Annotated in this window: 17 protein-coding genes; 15 read left to right on the forward strand and 2 right to left on the reverse strand. The window is 43.4% G+C overall.

Going from position 1 to position 18,722, the window contains the following annotated elements; all coding sequences use genetic code 11:
- The first annotated feature begins 77 nt into the window (after positions 1 to 77).
- The 12 genes from sufB to lpxC all read left to right on the forward strand — a co-directional run bounded on the left by sufB (position 78) and on the right by lpxC (position 12,442).
- Positions 78 to 1,559, forward strand: a complete 1,482-nt coding sequence (gene sufB / locus THMIRH_RS03440; protein WP_173290775.1) for a Fe-S cluster assembly protein SufB — start codon at positions 78 to 80, stop codon at positions 1,557 to 1,559.
- A gap of 45 nt (positions 1,560 to 1,604) precedes the next feature.
- Positions 1,605 to 2,360, forward strand: a complete 756-nt coding sequence (gene sufC, locus THMIRH_RS03445) for a Fe-S cluster assembly ATPase SufC (RefSeq protein ID WP_173290776.1) — start codon at positions 1,605 to 1,607, stop codon at positions 2,358 to 2,360.
- Positions 2,361 to 2,369: 9 nt separating this feature from the next.
- Positions 2,370 to 3,710, forward strand: coding sequence for a Fe-S cluster assembly protein SufD (gene sufD, locus THMIRH_RS03450; RefSeq protein WP_173290777.1), 1,341 nt, complete (start codon positions 2,370 to 2,372; stop codon positions 3,708 to 3,710).
- Between the two features lie 17 nt (positions 3,711 to 3,727).
- Positions 3,728 to 4,945, forward strand: coding sequence for an aminotransferase class V-fold PLP-dependent enzyme (locus THMIRH_RS03455; RefSeq protein WP_173290778.1), 1,218 nt, complete (start codon positions 3,728 to 3,730; stop codon positions 4,943 to 4,945).
- Positions 4,946 to 4,988: 43 nt separating this feature from the next.
- Entirely contained in the window at positions 4,989 to 5,339 is a 351-nt protein-coding gene (locus THMIRH_RS03460) for a hypothetical protein (protein WP_173290779.1), read from the forward strand.
- 122 nt (positions 5,340 to 5,461) lie between these two features.
- Entirely contained in the window at positions 5,462 to 6,406 is a 945-nt protein-coding gene (locus tag THMIRH_RS03465) for a hypothetical protein (RefSeq protein WP_173290780.1), read from the forward strand.
- A 33-nt stretch (positions 6,407 to 6,439) separates the two neighbouring features.
- Complete coding sequence (locus THMIRH_RS03470; protein WP_173290781.1) at positions 6,440 to 6,829, forward strand: hypothetical protein; 390 nt, start codon at positions 6,440 to 6,442, stop codon at positions 6,827 to 6,829.
- A gap of 107 nt (positions 6,830 to 6,936) precedes the next feature.
- On the forward strand, positions 6,937 to 8,343 hold the full coding sequence (gene murC / locus THMIRH_RS03475; protein WP_173290782.1) for a UDP-N-acetylmuramate--L-alanine ligase: 1,407 nt from the start codon (positions 6,937 to 6,939) through the stop codon (positions 8,341 to 8,343).
- Positions 8,340 to 9,320, forward strand: a complete 981-nt coding sequence (locus THMIRH_RS03480) for a D-alanine--D-alanine ligase (protein ID WP_173290783.1) — start codon at positions 8,340 to 8,342, stop codon at positions 9,318 to 9,320. The genes murC and THMIRH_RS03480 overlap by 4 nt, the downstream gene beginning before the upstream one ends.
- Positions 9,320 to 10,078, forward strand: a complete 759-nt coding sequence (locus THMIRH_RS03485) for a cell division protein FtsQ/DivIB (protein WP_173290784.1) — start codon at positions 9,320 to 9,322, stop codon at positions 10,076 to 10,078. The genes THMIRH_RS03480 and THMIRH_RS03485 overlap by 1 nt, the downstream gene beginning before the upstream one ends.
- 54 nt (positions 10,079 to 10,132) lie before the next feature.
- Positions 10,133 to 11,386: a cell division protein FtsA gene (ftsA, locus tag THMIRH_RS03490; protein ID WP_173290785.1), complete on the forward strand. Its 1,254-nt coding sequence runs from the start codon at positions 10,133 to 10,135 to the stop codon at positions 11,384 to 11,386.
- 132 nt (positions 11,387 to 11,518) lie between these two features.
- Positions 11,519 to 12,442: a UDP-3-O-acyl-N-acetylglucosamine deacetylase gene (gene lpxC, locus THMIRH_RS03495; RefSeq protein ID WP_243831492.1), complete on the forward strand. Its 924-nt coding sequence runs from the start codon at positions 11,519 to 11,521 to the stop codon at positions 12,440 to 12,442.
- A 57-nt stretch (positions 12,443 to 12,499) separates the two neighbouring features.
- On the opposite strand, the gene THMIRH_RS03500 is transcribed toward lpxC, so the two are convergent.
- Entirely contained in the window at positions 12,500 to 12,928 is a 429-nt protein-coding gene (locus THMIRH_RS03500) for a DciA family protein (protein WP_173290786.1), read from the reverse strand.
- 153 nt (positions 12,929 to 13,081) lie between these two features.
- Between THMIRH_RS03500 and secA the strand changes: the two genes are divergently transcribed.
- The 3 genes from secA to THMIRH_RS03515 all read left to right on the forward strand — a co-directional run bounded on the left by secA (position 13,082) and on the right by THMIRH_RS03515 (position 18,123).
- Positions 13,082 to 15,826: a preprotein translocase subunit SecA gene (secA, locus tag THMIRH_RS03505; protein WP_173290787.1), complete on the forward strand. Its 2,745-nt coding sequence runs from the start codon at positions 13,082 to 13,084 to the stop codon at positions 15,824 to 15,826.
- 104 nt (positions 15,827 to 15,930) lie between these two features.
- Entirely contained in the window at positions 15,931 to 17,139 is a 1,209-nt protein-coding gene (gene argJ, locus THMIRH_RS03510) for a bifunctional glutamate N-acetyltransferase/amino-acid acetyltransferase ArgJ (RefSeq protein WP_173290788.1), read from the forward strand.
- Positions 17,140 to 17,166: 27 nt separating this feature from the next.
- A complete protein-coding gene (locus THMIRH_RS03515; protein WP_173290789.1) occupies positions 17,167 to 18,123 on the forward strand; it encodes a Nudix family hydrolase in 957 nt (318 codons plus the stop codon).
- Here THMIRH_RS03515 and coaE read toward each other — a convergent pair.
- Entirely contained in the window at positions 18,095 to 18,718 is a 624-nt protein-coding gene (gene coaE, locus THMIRH_RS03520) for a dephospho-CoA kinase (RefSeq protein ID WP_173290790.1), read from the reverse strand. The genes THMIRH_RS03515 and coaE overlap by 29 nt on opposite strands.
- Between the last annotated feature and the right edge of the window lie 4 nt (positions 18,719 to 18,722).

Genomic DNA, 18,722 nt, shown 5'->3' on the forward strand with positions numbered 1-18,722 from the left:
TTAAATAACGAGCTGTTTTGCCGAGTCAGCAGATGCTGAAAAACTCAAGCAAACAGCGCCTTAATAAAGAAACTCATATGTCTGAAGCCCTACAATATCAAGAAATTAATGACCTTTTATCTAAGCACAGCGGTTACAAAGAAGGCTTTGTAACCACGACGGCGGTAGAAACCTTTGACAAAGGCTTGAATGAATCGGTGGTGCGTGCCATTTCTGCTAAAAAAAATGAACCCCAGTGGATGTTAGATTTTCGGTTGAAAGCCTTTAAACATTGGCAGACCATGACCGAACCTCACTGGGCAAAAGCGGATTATGCCCCCATAGACTATCAAGACTATTCTTATTATTCTGCGCCAGAATGTGGCAGTTGTGCATCATCTTGTGGAACTGAGGAAGACGCGGCAAACAATCAAATTGACCCTGAAGTTGCTAAAGCGTTTGCCGCCTTAGGAGTGCCGATTGCTGATGGTTTAGATTCACCGAATATTGCCGTGGATGCCATTTTTGACTCTGTGTCTATTTCCACCACCAAACGCGATGATTTGGCAAAACTTGGCATTATTTTTTGTTCTTTCTCGGAAGCCGTTCACGAATATCCTGAATTGGTTCAGAAGTATTTAGGCACAGTCGTACCTTATCACGATAACTTTTTTGCCGCCTTAAACTCTGCCGTTGCATCGGATGGCACCTTTGTTTATATCCCAGAAAATGTGCGTTGCCCGATAGACTTATCTACTTATTTCCGTATCAACGAAGCCAAAACTGGCCAATTTGAACGTACCATTTTAATTGCCGATAAAGGCAGTTATGTGAGTTATCTTGAAGGTTGCTCTGCGCCTGTTAGAGATACCTATCAGTTGCATGCCGCTGTAGTTGAAGTCATTGTTTTGGATGATGCCGAAGTGAAATATTCAACGGTTCAAAACTGGTATCCAGGAGATGAGAACTGCGAGGGCGGTATTTTAAATTTTGTGACCAAGCGCGGTATTTGTGAAGGTAAAAACTCTAAACTGTCTTGGACGCAAGCGGAAACCGGTTCTGCCATTACTTGGAAGTATCCCAGCTGTATTTTGAAGGGCGACAATTCTATTGGTGAGTTTTACTCTGTGGCATTAACCAACCATCGTCAACAAGCCGATACCGGTACCAAAATGATTCACATTGGTAAAAACACGCGCAGCACCATTATCTCAAAAGGCTTGTCGGCTGGCAGAAGTGACAATACTTACCGCGGCTTAGTGAAGGTATTGCCTTCGGCAGAAGGGGCGCGCAACTTTACCCAATGTGACTCTATGTTAATTGGTGATCAGTGCGGAGCTCATACTTTTCCTTATATTGAAGTGGAGAATCCGACCGCCAAAATGGAACATGAAGCCACCACTTCACGCATCGGTGAAGACCAGTTGTTTTATTGCCAGCAGCGCGGCATCAGTGAGCAAGACGCTATTTCGATGATAGTGAATGGGTTTTGTAAGGATGTGTTTAAAGAACTGCCTTTGGAGTTTGCTCAAGAAGCCGAAGAATTATTGGCCATCAGTTTAGAAGGGTCGGTTGGTTAAGCATTTTTAACCGACACCGCAACAGAATTTTAGATAGGAAATGAGATGTTAAATATAACGAACTTAGAAGCGCAAGTAGAAGAAAAGCAAATTTTGAAAGGCTTAAACTTAACCGTTAACCCAGGTGAAATTCACGCCATAATGGGGCCCAACGGTGCCGGAAAAAGCACCTTGGCAAGCGTGTTAGCGGGCAGAGAAGATTACGAAGTCACCGCTGGCAGCGTGTCTTTGGATGGTGAGGATTTGCTAGAGCTTTCCCCAGAAGATAGAGCGCGTAAAGGGGTGTTTTTGGCATTTCAATATCCCGTTGAAATTCCGGGGGTGAGTAATAAGTTGTTTATGCAAACGGCGTTAAATGCCATTCGTGAAGAGCAAGGATTACCTGCATTGGATATGTTTGATTTTGATGAATACGCCCAAGCCAAAATTGAGTTGTTAGGCATGCGCAAAGACTTAATGGATCGTTCGGTCAATGTGGGCTTTTCGGGGGGTGAGAAAAAGCGTAACGACATTTTTCAAATGGCCTTATTAGAACCTAAGTTGTGTATATTGGATGAAACCGATTCTGGTTTAGATATTGACGCTTTGAAAGTGGTTGCTAATGGGGTAAATACCTTACGCTCGCCAGACCGTAGTTTTATTGTGGTGACGCATTATCAAAGATTGTTGGATTACATCAAACCCGATTTTGTGCATGTGCTTTACAACGGTCAAATTGTGAAGTCTGGTGGTTTTGAACTGGTGCATGAACTTGAAAAGAATGGCTATGATGACATTGTTCAAGCCCATACAGCCGCTTAGGAGTCGCAGATGAGTCTTACCCCTGCGATGCCACAAAAGCGCATGAGTCTTACCGCTCAAAAAGCCATGGATTTTTATGTTGATGTTTCGCAACAATTGATCGATAGCGAACAAAATACACTGGTAAAAGTTGAGCGTTTGTCTGCTCAAGCCGCCCTAGTTCATAGAGGTTGGCCAACCCGTCGAGATGAAGCTTGGCAATACACGCCTGTGAATAGTTTTTTACAGCATGAATTTTCACCCAAAGGCGTTAGCGAGTTAGATATGGCTAAGCTGCAAGCCTATTTGCCCGAGCATGATGTGATTCGTTTAGTGTTTGTTGATGGTCATTTTGACGACAGTTTGTCTGACAGCTTAAGTGACTTGCCTAAGGGGCTGATGATTGAAACCACGGCTGATGTGATTGCTTTGGCTGACCAGCCTCGTCAACTCGAAATCAATACTGATAAAATGGCACAAGAGCCCTTTGCTTTACTCAATACCATGCTTTACCAAGATGGTATTAATATTGAAGTTGAAGCGGGTGCGATGATTGAACTACCGGTTCATTTGGTACATGTGCAAACCGTTGCAAACCATGCTTCAGTTTTGCGCCATAGAGTTGTTTTGCAAAAAAATAGCGCCTTAACGTTGGTTGAGCATGCCATTAGTTTAGATGATGAACTGGTGCAAATGACCAACCATTTGACTGAATTGGTGGTGGGCGAAAACGCCAATCTTAAGCAGGTTGTTGTTCAGGATTTGAATTTGCAGAGTTTCTATTTCGGACACCAATGGATTGAACAAGCAGCTAAGAGTGTTTTTGAAACGCTATACCTCGGTTTAGGTGGTCAGGTTGCGCGTCATCAAAATGCATTAGATATGGCTGGGGAACACGGATTTTCACAACAAAATAGTGTGTGTTTTGTGCAGCAATCCCAAATTCAGGATTCCAGAACAGATACCCAGCATTTAGTGCCTAATTGTCAAAGTCAGCAGTTACACAAGTATGTCTTAAAAGACAAAGCGCGTGGCGTGTTTAATGGCATGATTAAAGTGGCCAAAGACGCTCAAAAAACCGATGGCCAAATGGATAACAAGAATTTGGTTCTATCCAATGAAGCCAAGATGGATACTAAACCTCAGTTGGAAATTTATGCGGATGATGTGAAATGTTCGCATGGTTCTGCAACCGGGCAATTAGATGAAGATCAGGTGTTTTATTTGCAGGCTCGTGGTATTCGCAAACCCCAAGCCATTCAGCTCATCACCGAAGCATTTTTGTTAGAACCTTTGGAAGTGGTTTCAAATCCTAAGTTGGCTAACTGGTTGCAGTCTTTAGTTCAGCAACGCATCAATCACTTAGCTTAAGTCAACGGAGTCTTAAATTGTCTGATATCTCATTGTTAAGAGCAGAATTTCCGATTTTAAAACAGACTGAAAATGGCCAGCCTTTGGTCTATTTAGACAGTGCAGCCACCACTCAGAAACCGCAAAGTGTGATTGATGCCATTACGCAATATTACACTCAAGAAAACGCCAATGTGCACCGTGGTGTTTATGGGTTAAGTGAGCGTGCCACAGAAAAATATGAGGGCGCCAGAGAAAAGGTGCGGGCTTTATTAAATGCCAAATCGACCCAAGAAATTATTTTTGTTAGAGGGGCGACTGAGGCGATTAATTTGGTCGCTGCGACTTGGGCGAGAGATCAGTTGCAAGCGGGTGATGAAGTGTTGATTACCGAAATGGAGCATCACTCAAACATTGTGCCTTGGCAATTGCTGCGAGATCAGTTGGGTATTCGTTTAAATGTACTCAGAATTAATGCCCTGGGCGAGGTTTGTTTAAATGCCATGGCCAGTATGTTGACGCCAAAAACAAAATTGGTTTCGATTACGCATATGTCGAATGCCTTGGGTACTATCAATCCCGTTAAAGAAATGATTGCTTTGGCGCACGGTGTCGGTGCAAAGGTGATGGTTGATGGCGCTCAAGCCGTTGCGCACATGAAAGTGGATGTGCAAGATTTGAATTGCGATTTTTATGCATTTTCAGGGCACAAAACCTATGGGCCAACCGGCATTGGAGTGCTTTATGGTAAGCAGTCATTGTTAGAAGCCATGTCACCTTATCAAGCAGGTGGCGATATGATTTATTCGGTGACTTTTGAAAAGACGCAATACAACGTCTTGCCTTATAAATTTGAAGCAGGCACGCCTAATATTGCAGGTGCTATTGGCTTGGGTGTGGCGGTCGATTTTTTAAATCGGGTCGGTCAAGATGCGATTGGTGCTTATGAACATGAATTGATGGTCTATGCAACCGAGCAATTACAAACAATTGATGGACTTAGAATTATTGGTCAGGCAAAAAACAAAGGCGGCGTAGTGTCCTTTGTGGTGGAAGGTGTTCATCCGCATGATGTGGCCACTTTAATGGATCAAGACGGCATAGCGGTGCGCGCCAGTCATCATTGTGCTATGCCAGTCATGCAACATTTTAAAGTCCCCTCAACCATTCGAGCGTCTCTTGGCATTTATAATAATTTTGAGGATATTGACCGTTTGGTTGCATCTGTTCAAGAAGCGATTCAAATGTTGCGTTAAAATACCAGCAATGGTTATAAACGCAACGAGCAAAGAGGTTAATTTGTCTGATTTAGAAAAAACTCACTCCGAAACGCCTCTGAAACCCTTAGAGTGGATTCGCTTAGAACTTGTGCCACTGTTAGATTCACAAGTGACTGAAAAACTGCTTTATTGGAATCCTAACCAAGGTGAGCTGGTTGGAGAAGGCGCTGAGGAAGTTTTGGCGTGGGTTCAGCAGGCGGTTTCGAACGGCAATCTTTCTGGCTCAACCCTAAGTCAATTTGAAATTACCGATCCTTTACACAAGCCTTCAGAGCTTGCAGCTATTTTGGCGCAATATTATTGGGTAATTCCACAGCCCGTAGAAGCCCCAGGCCTGGTTAATTCTGAAGTAAAAAATACCTTACAATAGTAATTAAGTTTTAAGGTGCTATAATTTCAACAGGTTTAAAGTGGGTTTATTTCAATACATGTCTGTTAAGGCGAAAATTTAATTTAGAGCGTGCCTTAAAGGTGCGATAAGGTTAAAGACTAGTGGCTTTGTGGTTTCAAAAAGGTGAGTATCGTCGTTTTAGGCGGATTAATATGCCGATTCGTGTTTTCGTTACGCCTGTACAACCCATTAAAGACCAGCAGATTTTTGCTTTAGGTATCGATTATTTCCCGCCAACCGTTCAAAAAAAGATACAAGCCAGTCACGAATCTTTAAATTATTGGGTGCGCCATATTCAAGAGCAACAAGAAATCTTAGCGCCTGTTTTTGGAGAAGTTGAAGATTCTGTGCAATATTTTGGGCGTTGTGTTGAAGGTCTTTCTGTGGGTCGTTCTCCAAAGTCTGAACGTTTGGAATGGGCAGAGTTCAATCGCTATTCTAAAGGGGTTGAGAGTATTCTTGCCTTGAAAGTTACCGCACCAAAAACCTTCCAATACTTTGAGCAGATGAATCAAAAGCTGAAAGTCTATTATCATAATTTGTTCAATCTTTTTGAGGGTTCAACCCCAACTCAGCTGAATTTAGAAAGCGAATTACCGGATTCAATGCTGGTTGATGAGATGATGAAACGATTTGAATCTAAAAGCTTTGCCAAAATTCCTCTGGTGCAATCACTTTTTCATCTACATCAACTGATGGGGCATTATTTCAGTGCCTATACCGAATTGCTGAAAGATGTTCGACTGCGCCAAAACCCGAATGCTTGGGAAGAGATTGATGTCAATTTGAGTGCCTGTGGCTTGTCGTTGGTCTTGGAAAAACGCTTTAAACCCAATACCCGTTGTGATGCTTATTTTTATTTTGCCGAAAAGGGACGAATGCTCAGTGTTCGTGCCGTTTTGATTCGAGCCAATTCAAGTATGTCTGATTATCGTGAACATAATTCATTTAACTTTGAATTTCCTGATATTCAGGATCAAAGATTTATTCAATTAGAGATTGAACGCTACGAAATTCAATCGAGTTTAAATGTTCCCTTGTCTTAAACAGGGTTACATGACGTTGATAAGAAGGTAACTATGGGTCAGTTGGATAATCAATTAGAAGCGACTTTTATGAATAGCTTGCCATTTTCTTTGCGTGGTGCTGCCGCTGAAGTTTATCGGTACATGAATTTAAAAGAAATGCTAGAAATTCGGCTGGGAAAAATACCTGCTGCTTTGGCGCTTCATCACCATTTTAATGAAGCGCAATGGCGCGAAATCGGTAACGCCGTTGTATTGACGAAATGTTCTCAAATTCACCTTTCAAGCCACCTCTCAAAAGCCTGCTTATTGCATTTACACAAAATAGTGGCCAGTGCATTGGATTTACCTCAGTCTACATTAGAAGACATTCACCTTAGCATAAAAGACGAAGCGCCTTTTTTAGCGGCATGGGTTTTACGGCTTAATAAATTGTTGAAATAGCTAAACGTCTGTTGACTGTTGATAACAGGCTGAATAGTTTTCTTAATTCTCATCTCCAAAGACCTAAATTAGGTATCATATTGCAATATTCATAACGAACAGAACTCATGAAAGATAAAGTAAAACAAATTCATTTTGTAGGTATAGGTGGTGTCGGTATGGCTGGCATTGCAGAAGTTTGCCTTAGTTTAGGCTATTTGGTGAGTGGTTCGGATATTAATGAAAATCCTACCGTCGAACGTCTCAAATCCTTGGGTGCAAAAATTCAAAATGGTCATGCTGCCGCCTTTGCAAAAAGTGCAGATGTGTTAGTGGTTTCAAGCGCCATTCCTAAAAATAACCCTGAAGTCGACTGGGCGAGAGAAGCCAGAATTCCAGTGATTCCAAGAGCGGCTATGCTGGCTGAACTGATGCGAATGCAGTATGGTATCGCCATTGCAGGCACCCACGGAAAAACCACCACCACCAGTTTAACGGCTGCTGTTTTAACCCAAGGTGGCGTTGATCCAACTTATGTTATCGGTGGTAAATTGAATAAGGTGGGGTCTAATGCGCGGCTAGGTTCAAGCAAATATTTGGTTGCCGAAGCAGATGAATCCGATGCGTCTTTTTTACACCTCACTCCGATGGTTTCCGTCGTGACTAATATCGATGAAGATCACATGGAAACCTATCAGGGCGACTATCAACAGCTCGAAAACACGTTTGTTGAGTTCATTCATCGCTTACCTTTTTATGGGCTGGCCATTTTATGTATAGATGATGTCAATGTTCGCCAAATTTTGCCTAAGCTGAGTCGTAAATTAATCACCTATGGACTCAGTGAAGATGCTGACGTGCAAGGGTTTGCACTAGAGCCTTTAGGGTTAAAAACCCGCTTTAAAGTGCGTAGTACATTTCAGCCAGACTTTGAGGTGTTATTGAACACGCCTGGAGAGCACAATGTCCGAAATGCATTAGCCGCAATTTCCATTGGCTTAGAGTTGGGCATTGCCATAGAAGATATTCAAGTTGCGTTATTAGAGTTCTCGGGCGTGGGGCGACGCTTTGAAGTGTATCCCAACCGTCTGATTGGGCAGTCGAATGTCACTATGGTTGATGATTATGGTCATCATCCAACTGAGCTTTTAGCCACTTTACAGACGGCTCGGGTTGCCTTTCCTGATAAACGCTTAGTATTGGTTTTTCAACCGCATCGCTTTTCGCGGACCCGAGATTTGTTTGATGAATTTGTTCAAGCGTTTGTTCAAGCCGATTTATTAATTTTGTTAGATGTATATGCGGCAGGCGAAGCACATTTGCCAGCATTCGATTCAAAAGCCTTGTTGCAAGCCTTGAGATTGAGGGGCTACAAAAATAGTGTACATGTTGAGAGCGAAACGCAGTTAAATGAAGTGGCAAAAGACATTCTAGTAGATGGTGATTTGGTGTTGGTGATGGGCGCCGGAGATGTGGGGCAAATCGCTAAGCATTGGAAGGAACAAGCATTTACCCTTTTGGAGCAAGCACAATGAGTCAGGCTTTGAATGATATGATAGAAACATCCATTGACCTCAAGCAGTCCTTAGGAAAAGTGGCAGTTTTAATGGGCGGTTGGGCGGCAGAAAGACCCATTTCGTTAAAAAGTGGCCAAGCAGTTACCCTGGCTTTAAAAGCTCAGGGCATTGATGCCACCGCTTGTGATGTTCAGTGCCTTGAAGATGTCATTAAGGTCACTGAAACCTTTGATAGAGCCTTCATTACCTTACATGGTCGTTGGGGTGAAGATGGCACTGTGCAAGCCTTACTGGACTCGTTAAAGTTTCCTTACACGGGCAGTGGCATGGCGGCATCAGCCATCGCTATGGATAAGTTACGCACCAAATGGATGTGGCGAGGTGCGGGTTTGCCAACGCCTAATTTTGTCTTAGTTTCACCCACGCAACCGCTCAACCTAACGCACTTTGAATTAGAGTTTCCAGTCATTGTTAAGCCCATTCATGAAGGCTCTAGTATTGGTATGCGCAAGGTCAATGGACTTGAAGCCTTGGCGGAAGCTGTAAGTTATGCGCAGCAGTTTGACAGTGAAATCTTAATTGAGCAGTGGGTCACTGGCCGAGAGTTTACCGGCGCTGTTTTGTTAGGGCAGGCTTTGCCTTTGATTGAACTTAAAACCACGCATGATTTTTATGATTACGAGGCAAAATATTTTGCCAACGATACGCAATATTTATGTCCAGCCAGTTTGCCAGACGAGTTGGTTAAAACGCTCCCCGACATGATTATTAAAGCCTTTGAGGTGGTCGGTGCCAAAGATTGGGGGCGAGTGGATTTTATGTTGGATCAAAACATGAACCCTTGGTTAATTGAAATCAATACCGTGCCGGGCATGACGGACCATAGCTTAGTGCCAATGGCGGCAAAAGCGGCGAATATTTCGTTTGAGGCGTTGGTTTTAAAATTGATTTCCGCCACTTTGCTGCCCGCCACTACTACATCAGCGAAAGTGTAATGGTTGCTTGGAAACCTTCAAAAAAATGGCTTTTGGCAGCGCTGCTGTTGCTCAGTCTAGGCATTTTTGGAGTGTTGGTCATTTTGCCAGCTGATTTCAGTCAATCGATTAAGTCTGAAGCTGAGGTGTCATCCGAGTTTTATCCCATCAAGCAGTTTAAAGTTGTTTCTACCATTAAAGAGTTGAATCAGGCAGATATAGATCAAGTCATCCAACCCTATATCGGCCAATCTTTTTGGCGAATCCCTTTGCAGCAAGTTCAAGCTGAATTGACTCGATTGGATTGGGTTTTTAGAGCAGAGGTTCGTCGAGTTTGGCCGGATACGCTTTTGGTTAGGATTCAAGAACAAGAGCCCGTGGTGCGTTGGAAAGAGTTTGGTCTGCTGAATAATCAGGGCGAATTGTTTTATCCCAAATCGATAGACCCTTTTGAGCGGTTGGTGGTTCTCAGTGGCGATGAATTACGCTCGCGAGACTTGTTAAAGGTATTGGCGCAGCTTCAACAGGCTTTAGATGATGGGGGATGGATTATTCGCCGCCTCAGCGAGCAAGCCGATGGCGTATGGCGCTTGGAGCTAACCCAAGGCTTGGTTTTGTGGCTTGACCCGGAGAATTGGCAACACAAAATTAAGCGTTGGTTGATTGCTTATCAGCAAGTTTCTAAGGAAACTAGAAAAGTCGCAGAGGAAATTGATTTGCGCTATAGTAATGGGTTTGTTATAAAGCAACATTCAGAGCAACAATTGACCTCATCATAGCTGACTATTTTGTAGTAAAACGATATTAGAATTAAAAACAGGGTGATTTTACACATGGCTCGTAAACAAGCGACAACCGAAAATATTATTATTGGATTGGATATCGGTACATCCAAAATTGCGGCGATTATTGGTAAGGTCAAGTCGGATGGTGGAATTGAAGTTGTCGGTATGGGGCGCTATCCATCTAAAGGTCTTAAAAAAGGCGTGGTAGTTAATATTGATGCTACGGTAGAGTCTATTCAACGCGCCATCGACGAAGCTGAAAGAATGTCTGGTGTGACAGCGCATTCTGTTTATGTGGGCATTGCTGGTAGTCATATTTCAAGTTTCAACTCTAATGGTATGGTGGCAATCAGTCATAAAGAGGTGGGTGAAGAAGATATTGCCCGCGTGATAGATGCTGCCAAGACGATTGCGATTCCCAGTGATCAAGAAGTGTTACATATTTTGCCTCAAGAATTTATGATTGACAGCCAAGGTGGTATTCGTGAACCCATAGGTATGTCTGGTGTGCGTTTAGAAGCAAAAGTACACATGGTGACGGGTTCTGTGAGTGCCGCGCAAAATATCACTAAATGTGTTGAGCGCTGTGGGCTGGTTGTTGCTGATTTGGTTTTAGAACAGTTAGCGTCCAGTGAAGCGGTGTTATCTGAAGATGAAAAAGAATTGGGTGTTTGTCTGGTTGATATTGGGGGCGGCACAACCGATATAGCGGTTTTTCAACAAGGCGCTATTCGTCACACGGCAGTCATACCCATTGCCGGAGACCAAGCGACCAATGACATTGCCCATGCTTTCCGTACGCCAACCAGCGCCGCTGAAGATATTAAAAAACGCTATGCTTGTGCAATTAGCCAGCTGATTGCCAACGATGAAGAAATTGAAGTGCCGAGTGTGGGGGATAGACCCGCACGCTGTTTGTCGCGCCGTTCATTGGTTGATGTGATTGAGCCGCGCTATGAGGAGCTTTTTCAGCTAATTCAAGCAGAGCTACGCCGTGCAGGATTTGAGAATAAGTTGGCCGCTGGCGTGGTCTTAACTGGCGGCAGTTCTTTAGTTGAGGGGGCTGTTGAGTTGGCAGAAGAGGTGTTTCATATGCCAGTGCGCTTAGGCCTGCCTCATGGTGTAACGGGGCTGAAGGAGGAGGTAAATAGTCCTTCTTATGCAACAACCGTGGGATTGTTAATGTTTGCACAGCGCCATTTATCTGCCGCTAAGCCTGAAGAAAATCGTCCTAACAAAAAAACGCAAGATGTTCAGTCTGTTTTTGACAGCATGAAAAATTGGTTCAAGAAAAGTTTTTAAGCTGAGCTGGCCTAGTTTTATAAAATCAACGCCCACTTAGGGCGTTTTTTTTGGTGTGCAAGATTTGATTTGGACGGTCGTATTATTAAATTTATGTTAATATTTGCAGTTTAGAAGACAGAGAAAAGAATCGTGAATCAAAGAACACTGGCAAACACCATTAAGGCGAAAGGCGTCGGTTTACATACTGGGCATGAAGCCGTAATGACCCTTCGTCCAGCACCGGTAGATACAGGCGTTATATTTCGTCGAACAGATTTGTCGCCAGTGGTTGAGTTTAAAGTGGCACCTGATTTGGTTGGCGAAACCATGTTGTGTACCACCATTTTGAAAGATGATGGGTGTGGTGGCCTTGCCAAAATTGCCACGATTGAGCATTTAATGTCTGCGCTAGCGGGTGTCGGTGTTGATAATTTATATATTGATTTAACGGCCGATGAAGTCCCGATTATGGACGGAAGCTCCTCACACTTCATATTTTTACTGCAGTCTGCCGGAATTCAAATTCAAGATTCACCGAAAAAATTTATTAGAGTTTTAAAGTCGGTGACGGTTGAAAACAATAAAGGCGGTATCGCCAATTTTAAACCTTACGAAGGCTATCGTTTAAATTTTTCGATAGATTTCGATCACCCCGCTTTTGATAAAACCGCTGAAAAAATGACCTTAGAGTTTTCATCCACGGCTTATTTTAAAGAAGTCAGCAGAGCTCGCACCTTTGGTTTTATGAAAGACATGGAAATGTTGCGTTCCAAAAATCTAGGTTTGGGTGCCGGTTTACATAATGCGATTGGTCTAGATGAAAAAGGCGTTATGAACGAAGAAGGGCTGCGAGATAAGGACGAGTTTGTGCGTCATAAAATTTTAGATGCCGTTGGCGATTTATTTATGGCAGGTTATGCGTTGGTGGGTGAGTTTACCGCTCATAAATCAGGCCATGCTCTGAATAATGAATTGATTCGTGCCTTGATGGCCGATTCCGATGCTTATGAAATCGTAACCTATGATTCAGGCGAACCGCCAATTCATTATGGCAGTAGCAAAATACTGCTGTAAAATTTTATCTGCAAACTTAATCTAAGTTTATCGATTTAAGTTTACCCATCTAAGTTTTTATTCTTCTAAAGCGCGTTGGCTCAGTTTTTCTAATGCGCTACTCAATCCCTTGCTGTGAACTTTCTGACTTAAAAGTCGCATTTCATTTGCGCAACTGAGCGTTGGGCGTTCCATGGTTTGCGGCTTGATTAAAGTCCTTTCTGCAATGGGCAATATTTGAATTTTGATTCGCTGTAATCTTAAGTGCGGGAAATGAGTTTGATATTCTTTAAGCAATTCTGGCTCAAAAAATCGCAGTTGGGTGCTCCACAAATTATCATCTAGTTGGCAGATTAAAGTGTTTTCTTCAAATCCAACCCCAATTAAATGGGGTTTGAGCTTTTCAGATAGGCAAGATTGTCCAAGGCTGAGCAGTGCCTGAAAAAGCTCTGCTTGCTCCATAATGTGTGCTAATCCATGGCCAGATTGATTTAGGAGTGATTTCATGTTTAAGCCTGTGGTTGTATGCTAGAATATTTTCCATTTTTTACAGTGTTGCACATTTTAGCGCAAAGCACAAAAACTCAATATTTGGTGTTTGCTGATTGGTAAGATCAGTCGCTGTCCTTATTTTAGACGAAATATTTGGAACCTTGATACATGGCATTTAATCTTTTCAAAAAGCTATTTGGTAGTCGTAATGACCGTATATTAAAACAGTACGCAAAACGAGTTGCACAAATTAATGAGCTAGAAGCAAGCTATGAGATGCTGTCTGATGAAGCCCTAAAAGCCAAAACCCAAGAGTTTCAAGCCAGCTTGGCCAGTGGTGTTTCCTTAGATGAACTTTTAGTACCTGCTTTTGCAACGGTTCGTGAGGCGGGTAAGCGCGTGTTAGGTATGCGTCACTATGATGTGCAGTTGATTGGGGGGATGGCTCTGCATTTTGGCAATATTGCCGAAATGAGAACGGGTGAAGGTAAAACGCTGGTGGCAACTCTGGCAGCTTATTTAAATGCCTTACCCGGAAAAGGCGTGCATGTGATAACGGTGAACGACTATCTGGCCGCGCGTGATGGCGAATGGATGGGGCGTCTGTTTGAGTTTTTAGGGTTGAGCACGGGCATTATTGTTTCTGGCCAAAGTAGCCAAGAAAAGCAATTAGCTTATGCCATGGATATTACCTACGGCACCAACAATGAATTTGGTTTTGACTATCTGCGTGACAATATGGCGATTTATCCTGAAGAGCGCGTGATGCGTGGCCAGTATTTTGCCATAGTTGATGAAGTGGATTCTATTTTAATTGATGAAGCCAGAACCCCTTTAATTATCTCTGGACCAGCGGAAGACAAAGCCGATATTTATCGCCGTATTAATCCGTTGGTGCAGCATTTAGAACGCGGCGAAGAAGATAAAGAAACCAAAACTTCAACCGGTGACTACACGGTTGATGAAAAGCATAAACAGGTTTATTTAACCGATCAAGGTTATGAAAAATTTGAAACCCTATTGATTGAAGCTGGTTTGTTGAATGATGGCGAGTCCTTATATGACCTAGAACATATCAGCCTCATGAAGCACATTCTAGCGGCTTTAAGAGCCAATGTGCTTTATGAGAAAAACACGGCTTATATCGTGCAAGATGGTGAAGTGGTCATCATTGATGAGTTTACCGGCCGTAAAATGCAAGGTCGCCGTTGGGGAGATGGCTTGCACCAAGCGGTAGAAGCCAAAGAAGGCTTGACCATTCAGCCAGAAAGCCAAACCTATGCATCGATTACTTTCCAAAACTATTTCAGACAGTATGAAAAACTTTCAGGTATGACAGGGACTGCTGATACAGAAGCCGGCGAGTTTTTGTCGACTTACAGCTTAGAAGTTGTGGTTATTCCGCCTAACAAAATCCCTCAGCGTAATGATTTACCCGATTTGGTGTTTTTGGACATGGAAGGAAAATTTTCAGCCATTATTCGCGATATCAAAACCATTCATGAAACCAAACAACCCATCTTAGTGGGTACGGCTTCGATTGAAATGTCGGAAATGTTGTCGAGTTTATTAACCCAAGCAAAAATTCCACACAATGTTTTGAATGCAAAACAACATGAGAAAGAGGCTTATGTCATTGCCCAGGCAGGTCGTCCCGGTGCAATCACCATTGCCACTAACATGGCAGGTCGTGGAACCGATATCGTGCTCGGCGGTAACTTGGAGATGGAAATTGACTCACTCGAAGATCCAACGCCTGAGAAGATTGCCGAGTTAAAAGAACAATGGAAAGCTCGCCACGCGGAAGTTTTGTCATGTGGTGGTTTGATGGTAATAGGTTCTGAGCGCCATGAGTCGCGTCGTATCGATAACCAATTAAGAGGTCGTTCGGGGCGTCAAGGCGATGTGGGCACCACGCGTTTCTATTTGTCTTTGGATGATGATTTAATGCGCCGCTTTGCCTCTGAGAGCGTTAAAAACATGATGCGTAAATTGGGCATGCGTTCTGATGAGCCAATTGAGCATAAAATGGTTTCTAAGTCCATTGAACGCGCTCAAAAACAAGTCGAGCGTATGTATCAAGATGAGCGCGCCAATTTGTTGAAGTTTGATAATATTTCAAATGAACAACGCAAAGTCGTCTACTCTCAGCGTAATGAACTGATGGATACCGATGAAGTGGGGGAAACCATTGATTCGATTCGCAGTGCAGTATTAACCGATATTATGGGCAGATTTGTGCCACAAGGCAGTTTGGTTGAGCAATGGAATGTCGCTGGATTAACCCAAGCCCTAGAAGAAGAATTTAGCTTAACTTTAGATATTCAGGGTTGGTTGGATGCTGATAAATCCATGTACGAAGAGCAGTTGCGTGAAAAACTGATCGCCGAAGCCGATGCTCTTTATCAGGCTAAGATGGCTGGTGTGGATGTTAAAACTCGCCATCATTTTGAAAAAGAAGTGTTGTTGCGTACTATTGATCAGCAATGGCGTGCACACTTGATGGAAATGGATTATTTGCGTCGTTGGATTCATTTAAAAGGTTATGCACAGCAAGAACCTTTCCAGCAATATCGTCAGCAGTCCGCCAAAATGTTTGAGGATTTCTTACACGAGGTTATGTTTGAAACCATTCAATTGCTTTCAAGAGTGCAAATTCAGAGTCCTGAGGATGTTGAGGCTTATGAAGCTCGTCAAAATGCTGAACGCCCACAGCATCTAGAGGCAAGTCATCCGGCAGCGCAAGGCATTCAAGCAGCAATGACGGCAGAAGTTGAAGAAGTTGTGGAGTCATCGGTGACAGACACCGACTCAGAAACTTATCGTCGTGAACAGCCTAAGGTAGGACGTAACGATCCTTGCCCTTGCGGTTCAGGCAAAAAATATAAACAATGTTGTGGTAAATTAAGCTAAAACTTGGTTTACAATTTGATTTAACATTTCGTTCAAATCCACCCTAAGCCCTAGAAACTTATGGTGGATTTTTAGCATTTATCGTCCGCTCAGGAGGCTTTATCATGGTTCAGGCAGTTAACAATCATCCTATTTCTGGTGTTTATTTAGGCACTACACAAGCGGGCATCAAAAAACCAGGTAAAACCGATATCGTGGTCATGAAATTTGTTGAAGGCAGCTTAACAGCCGGTACTTTTACATTGAATCAATTCTGCGCGGCTCCGGTTACTTTGGCAAAACGCTATCTCAGTACGCATGCGCCGCGTGCGTTGTTAATTAACAGCGGTAATGCTAATGCGGGTACTGGCAAACAAGGTTTGTTAGATGCCGAAGCGACCTGTGCTTGGGTTGCTCAAGAGTTAGGCTGTGCCGTTGAAGAAGTGCTGCCATTTTCGACAGGGGTTATTGGGCAAAATTTACCCCTCGCAAAATTTGAAAAAGGCATTCCAGATGCTGTTGCCAATTTAACCGTGTCAGGATGGGATAATGCTGCGAGAGGCATTATGACCACGGATTTGGTGCCCAAACAAGTCAGCAAACAAATCGAAATTGACGGGCATTTGGTTACCATGACAGGTATAGCTAAGGGTTCAGGGATGATTCATCCCAATATGGCGACTATGCTTGGTTTTGCTGCAACAGACGCTAAAATTAACCAGGCCTGCTTGCAACAAGCTTTAAGTGACGCTGTAAAAGTATCATTTAACCGCATTACCGTGGATGGAGATACTTCTACCAACGATGCTTGCACCTTAACAGCAACACAACAAGTGAATATGCCTATGATTGAGTCGGTTGATTCAGCGGCTTATCAGTTGTTTTCTGGCGCAGTGACGGAAATGATGCTGGAGTTAGCACAAATGATTGTGCGCGATGGTGAGGGGGCGACTAAGTTTGTCACCGTGGAAGTTAATGAAGGCGCCACCGCTGAAGAATGTTTAAAAGTCGCCAACACAATTGCGCTATCACCCTTGGTTAAAACGGCTTTGTTTGCTTCAGACCCTAATTGGGGGCGTATTTTAGCGGCGGTTGGCCGAGCGGGTGTCGAAAATTTAGACATAGATGCTTTAGAAATTTATCTAGGCGATGTATGTATTGTTAGGGATGGTGGACGTGCTGCAGAGTACACTGAAGAAGCGGGTCAAGCGGTGATGAATGAAACTGACATTAAAATTCGGGTAGATTTAAAACGCGGTTATGTCACCGAAACCGTTTGGACAACCGACTTTTCATATGATTATGTGAAAATTAATGCCGAGTATCGCTCTTAAGCGAATGCTATATTTTGGGAAAGCGTGATGACTAACCAAAAAAAGAGTGTGGATATTGCTGTGGGCGTATTAAAGGTCAATGGGCAATATCTGGTTTCACAGCGCCAAGCGCATCAAGATTTGGCGCATTTTTGGGAGTTTCCGGGCGGCAAAATTGAGTCTGGCGAAATCCCTCAAGCCGCACTCAGTAGAGAGTTTATTGAAGAAGTGGGTTTAACCATCACCGACTGGCAGCCGTTAATCGAAATTCCGTGGGATTACGATCATAAGTCAGTTTGCTTAAAAGTATTTATTGCAGAGAGTTTCTCGGGCGACTGTCAGCCAAAAGAAGGGCAGTTGCTAAAGTGGGTTTCTGCAGATGAGTTGCAAAAGCTGTCTTTCCCGGCGGCTAATCAGGGGCTTTTAACCGCCTTAAATTTGCCATCTGTTTACATGATAGCAGGGGCGTATAAAACGCCTAAAGAGGCACTTCAAAAGTTGCAAATTGCTTTGCAAGACGGCGTGAAGCTAGTGCAACTGCGAGCCAACCATCTGGAAGAGTCCGAGTTTTTAGACTTGGCGAAACAAGCTGTTGCCTTGTGTCACCAATTTAATGCCCGTTGTTTTCTAAATGGTAAGCCAGATTGGTTATTGGCAGTACCTGAAGCAGATGGGTTTCAATTGGCATCCAGTCACTTAATGCAGTGGGTTGAAAGACCTATTTCGGACGATAAGTATTTGGCGGTTTCTTGTCATAATGAATTAGAGTTGGCAAAAGCGTTGAGTTTAAAAGCGGATTTGGTTTTGATTTCACCGGTCAAAGCAACGGCTTCTCATCCAGAGTTACCGGGTTTGGGTTGGGAAAAATTTGCGCAGATGGCGGCAAAATTGCCGGTGCCAGTGTATGCTTTGGGTGGCATGAAACCCACAGATAAAACTCAAGCGATTGCTTCTGGTGCGCAAGGCATAGCCACCACTAGCGGTTTATGGCCGGTTGATTTTTGAGGCTTTGAATCAGGGCTTTAACAGCTTTTGATAACTCATCCATAGTCAGCTCAGTATTCAAAACATAGTCCGCTATCTCTAAGCGTTGTGCCCGAGTTGCTTGGTTTGCCATGATGGCTTGAATCATTTCTTGGCTCATGTTGTCACGAGCGCTCACCCTTGCAATTTGGGTTGATTCGGCACAATCACACACCACCACCCAGTCTACATAATCAGGTCTTCCAATTTCTGTGAGTAATGGGATTTCAACCACCACTAAATCTTTTTCGGAATAACAGTTGAGTTTTTCTAAGGTTGCTTGGCGAATCATTGGATGCATAATGGCTTCAAGACGCTGTTTGTCGCTAGGTGACGAAAATATGCGGCGCTTGAGCTCAGCACGATTTAAAACACCATTTGATAGGATGTTTTGCCCAAAAACCTCACTAATTTTAACCAGGCCTGGGGTGCCAGGGGCAACGATTTGACGACTGATGTCATCTAAATCAATGCAGGAAAGGTTTTCAGCTTCTAGGATTTTGCGTACAGTCGATTTACCCGAGCCAATACCGCCAGTAATGGCAATGACTTGGGGTTTTGTTTTGTGGCTTGGCATAGGG

Source organism: Thiosulfativibrio zosterae (assembly GCF_011398155.1).
GTDB lineage: Bacteria > Pseudomonadota > Gammaproteobacteria > Thiomicrospirales > Thiomicrospiraceae > Thiosulfativibrio > Thiosulfativibrio zosterae.

Bases quoted from the DNA above. Each gene is read 5' to 3' on its own strand.
- sufB (WP_173290775.1), top strand. From the start codon at position 78: ATGTCTGAAGCCCTACAATATCAAGAAATTAATGACCTTTTATCTAAG.
- sufC (WP_173290776.1), top strand. From the start codon at position 1,605: ATGTTAAATATAACGAACTTAGAAGCGCAAGTAGAAGAAAAGCAAATT.
- sufD (WP_173290777.1), top strand. From the start codon at position 2,370: ATGAGTCTTACCCCTGCGATGCCACAAAAGCGCATGAGTCTTACCGCT.
- THMIRH_RS03470 (WP_173290781.1), top strand. From the start codon at position 6,440: ATGGGTCAGTTGGATAATCAATTAGAAGCGACTTTTATGAATAGCTTG.
- murC (WP_173290782.1), top strand. From the start codon at position 6,937: ATGAAAGATAAAGTAAAACAAATTCATTTTGTAGGTATAGGTGGTGTC.
- THMIRH_RS03480 (WP_173290783.1), top strand. From the start codon at position 8,340: ATGAGTCAGGCTTTGAATGATATGATAGAAACATCCATTGACCTCAAG.
- THMIRH_RS03485 (WP_173290784.1), top strand. From the start codon at position 9,320: ATGGTTGCTTGGAAACCTTCAAAAAAATGGCTTTTGGCAGCGCTGCTG.
- ftsA (WP_173290785.1), top strand. From the start codon at position 10,133: ATGGCTCGTAAACAAGCGACAACCGAAAATATTATTATTGGATTGGAT.
- THMIRH_RS03500 (WP_173290786.1), bottom strand. From the start codon at position 12,928: ATGAAATCACTCCTAAATCAATCTGGCCATGGATTAGCACACATTATG.
- secA (WP_173290787.1), top strand. From the start codon at position 13,082: ATGGCATTTAATCTTTTCAAAAAGCTATTTGGTAGTCGTAATGACCGT.
- argJ (WP_173290788.1), top strand. From the start codon at position 15,931: ATGGTTCAGGCAGTTAACAATCATCCTATTTCTGGTGTTTATTTAGGC.
- THMIRH_RS03515 (WP_173290789.1), top strand. From the start codon at position 17,167: ATGACTAACCAAAAAAAGAGTGTGGATATTGCTGTGGGCGTATTAAAG.
- coaE (WP_173290790.1), bottom strand. From the start codon at position 18,718: ATGCCAAGCCACAAAACAAAACCCCAAGTCATTGCCATTACTGGCGGT.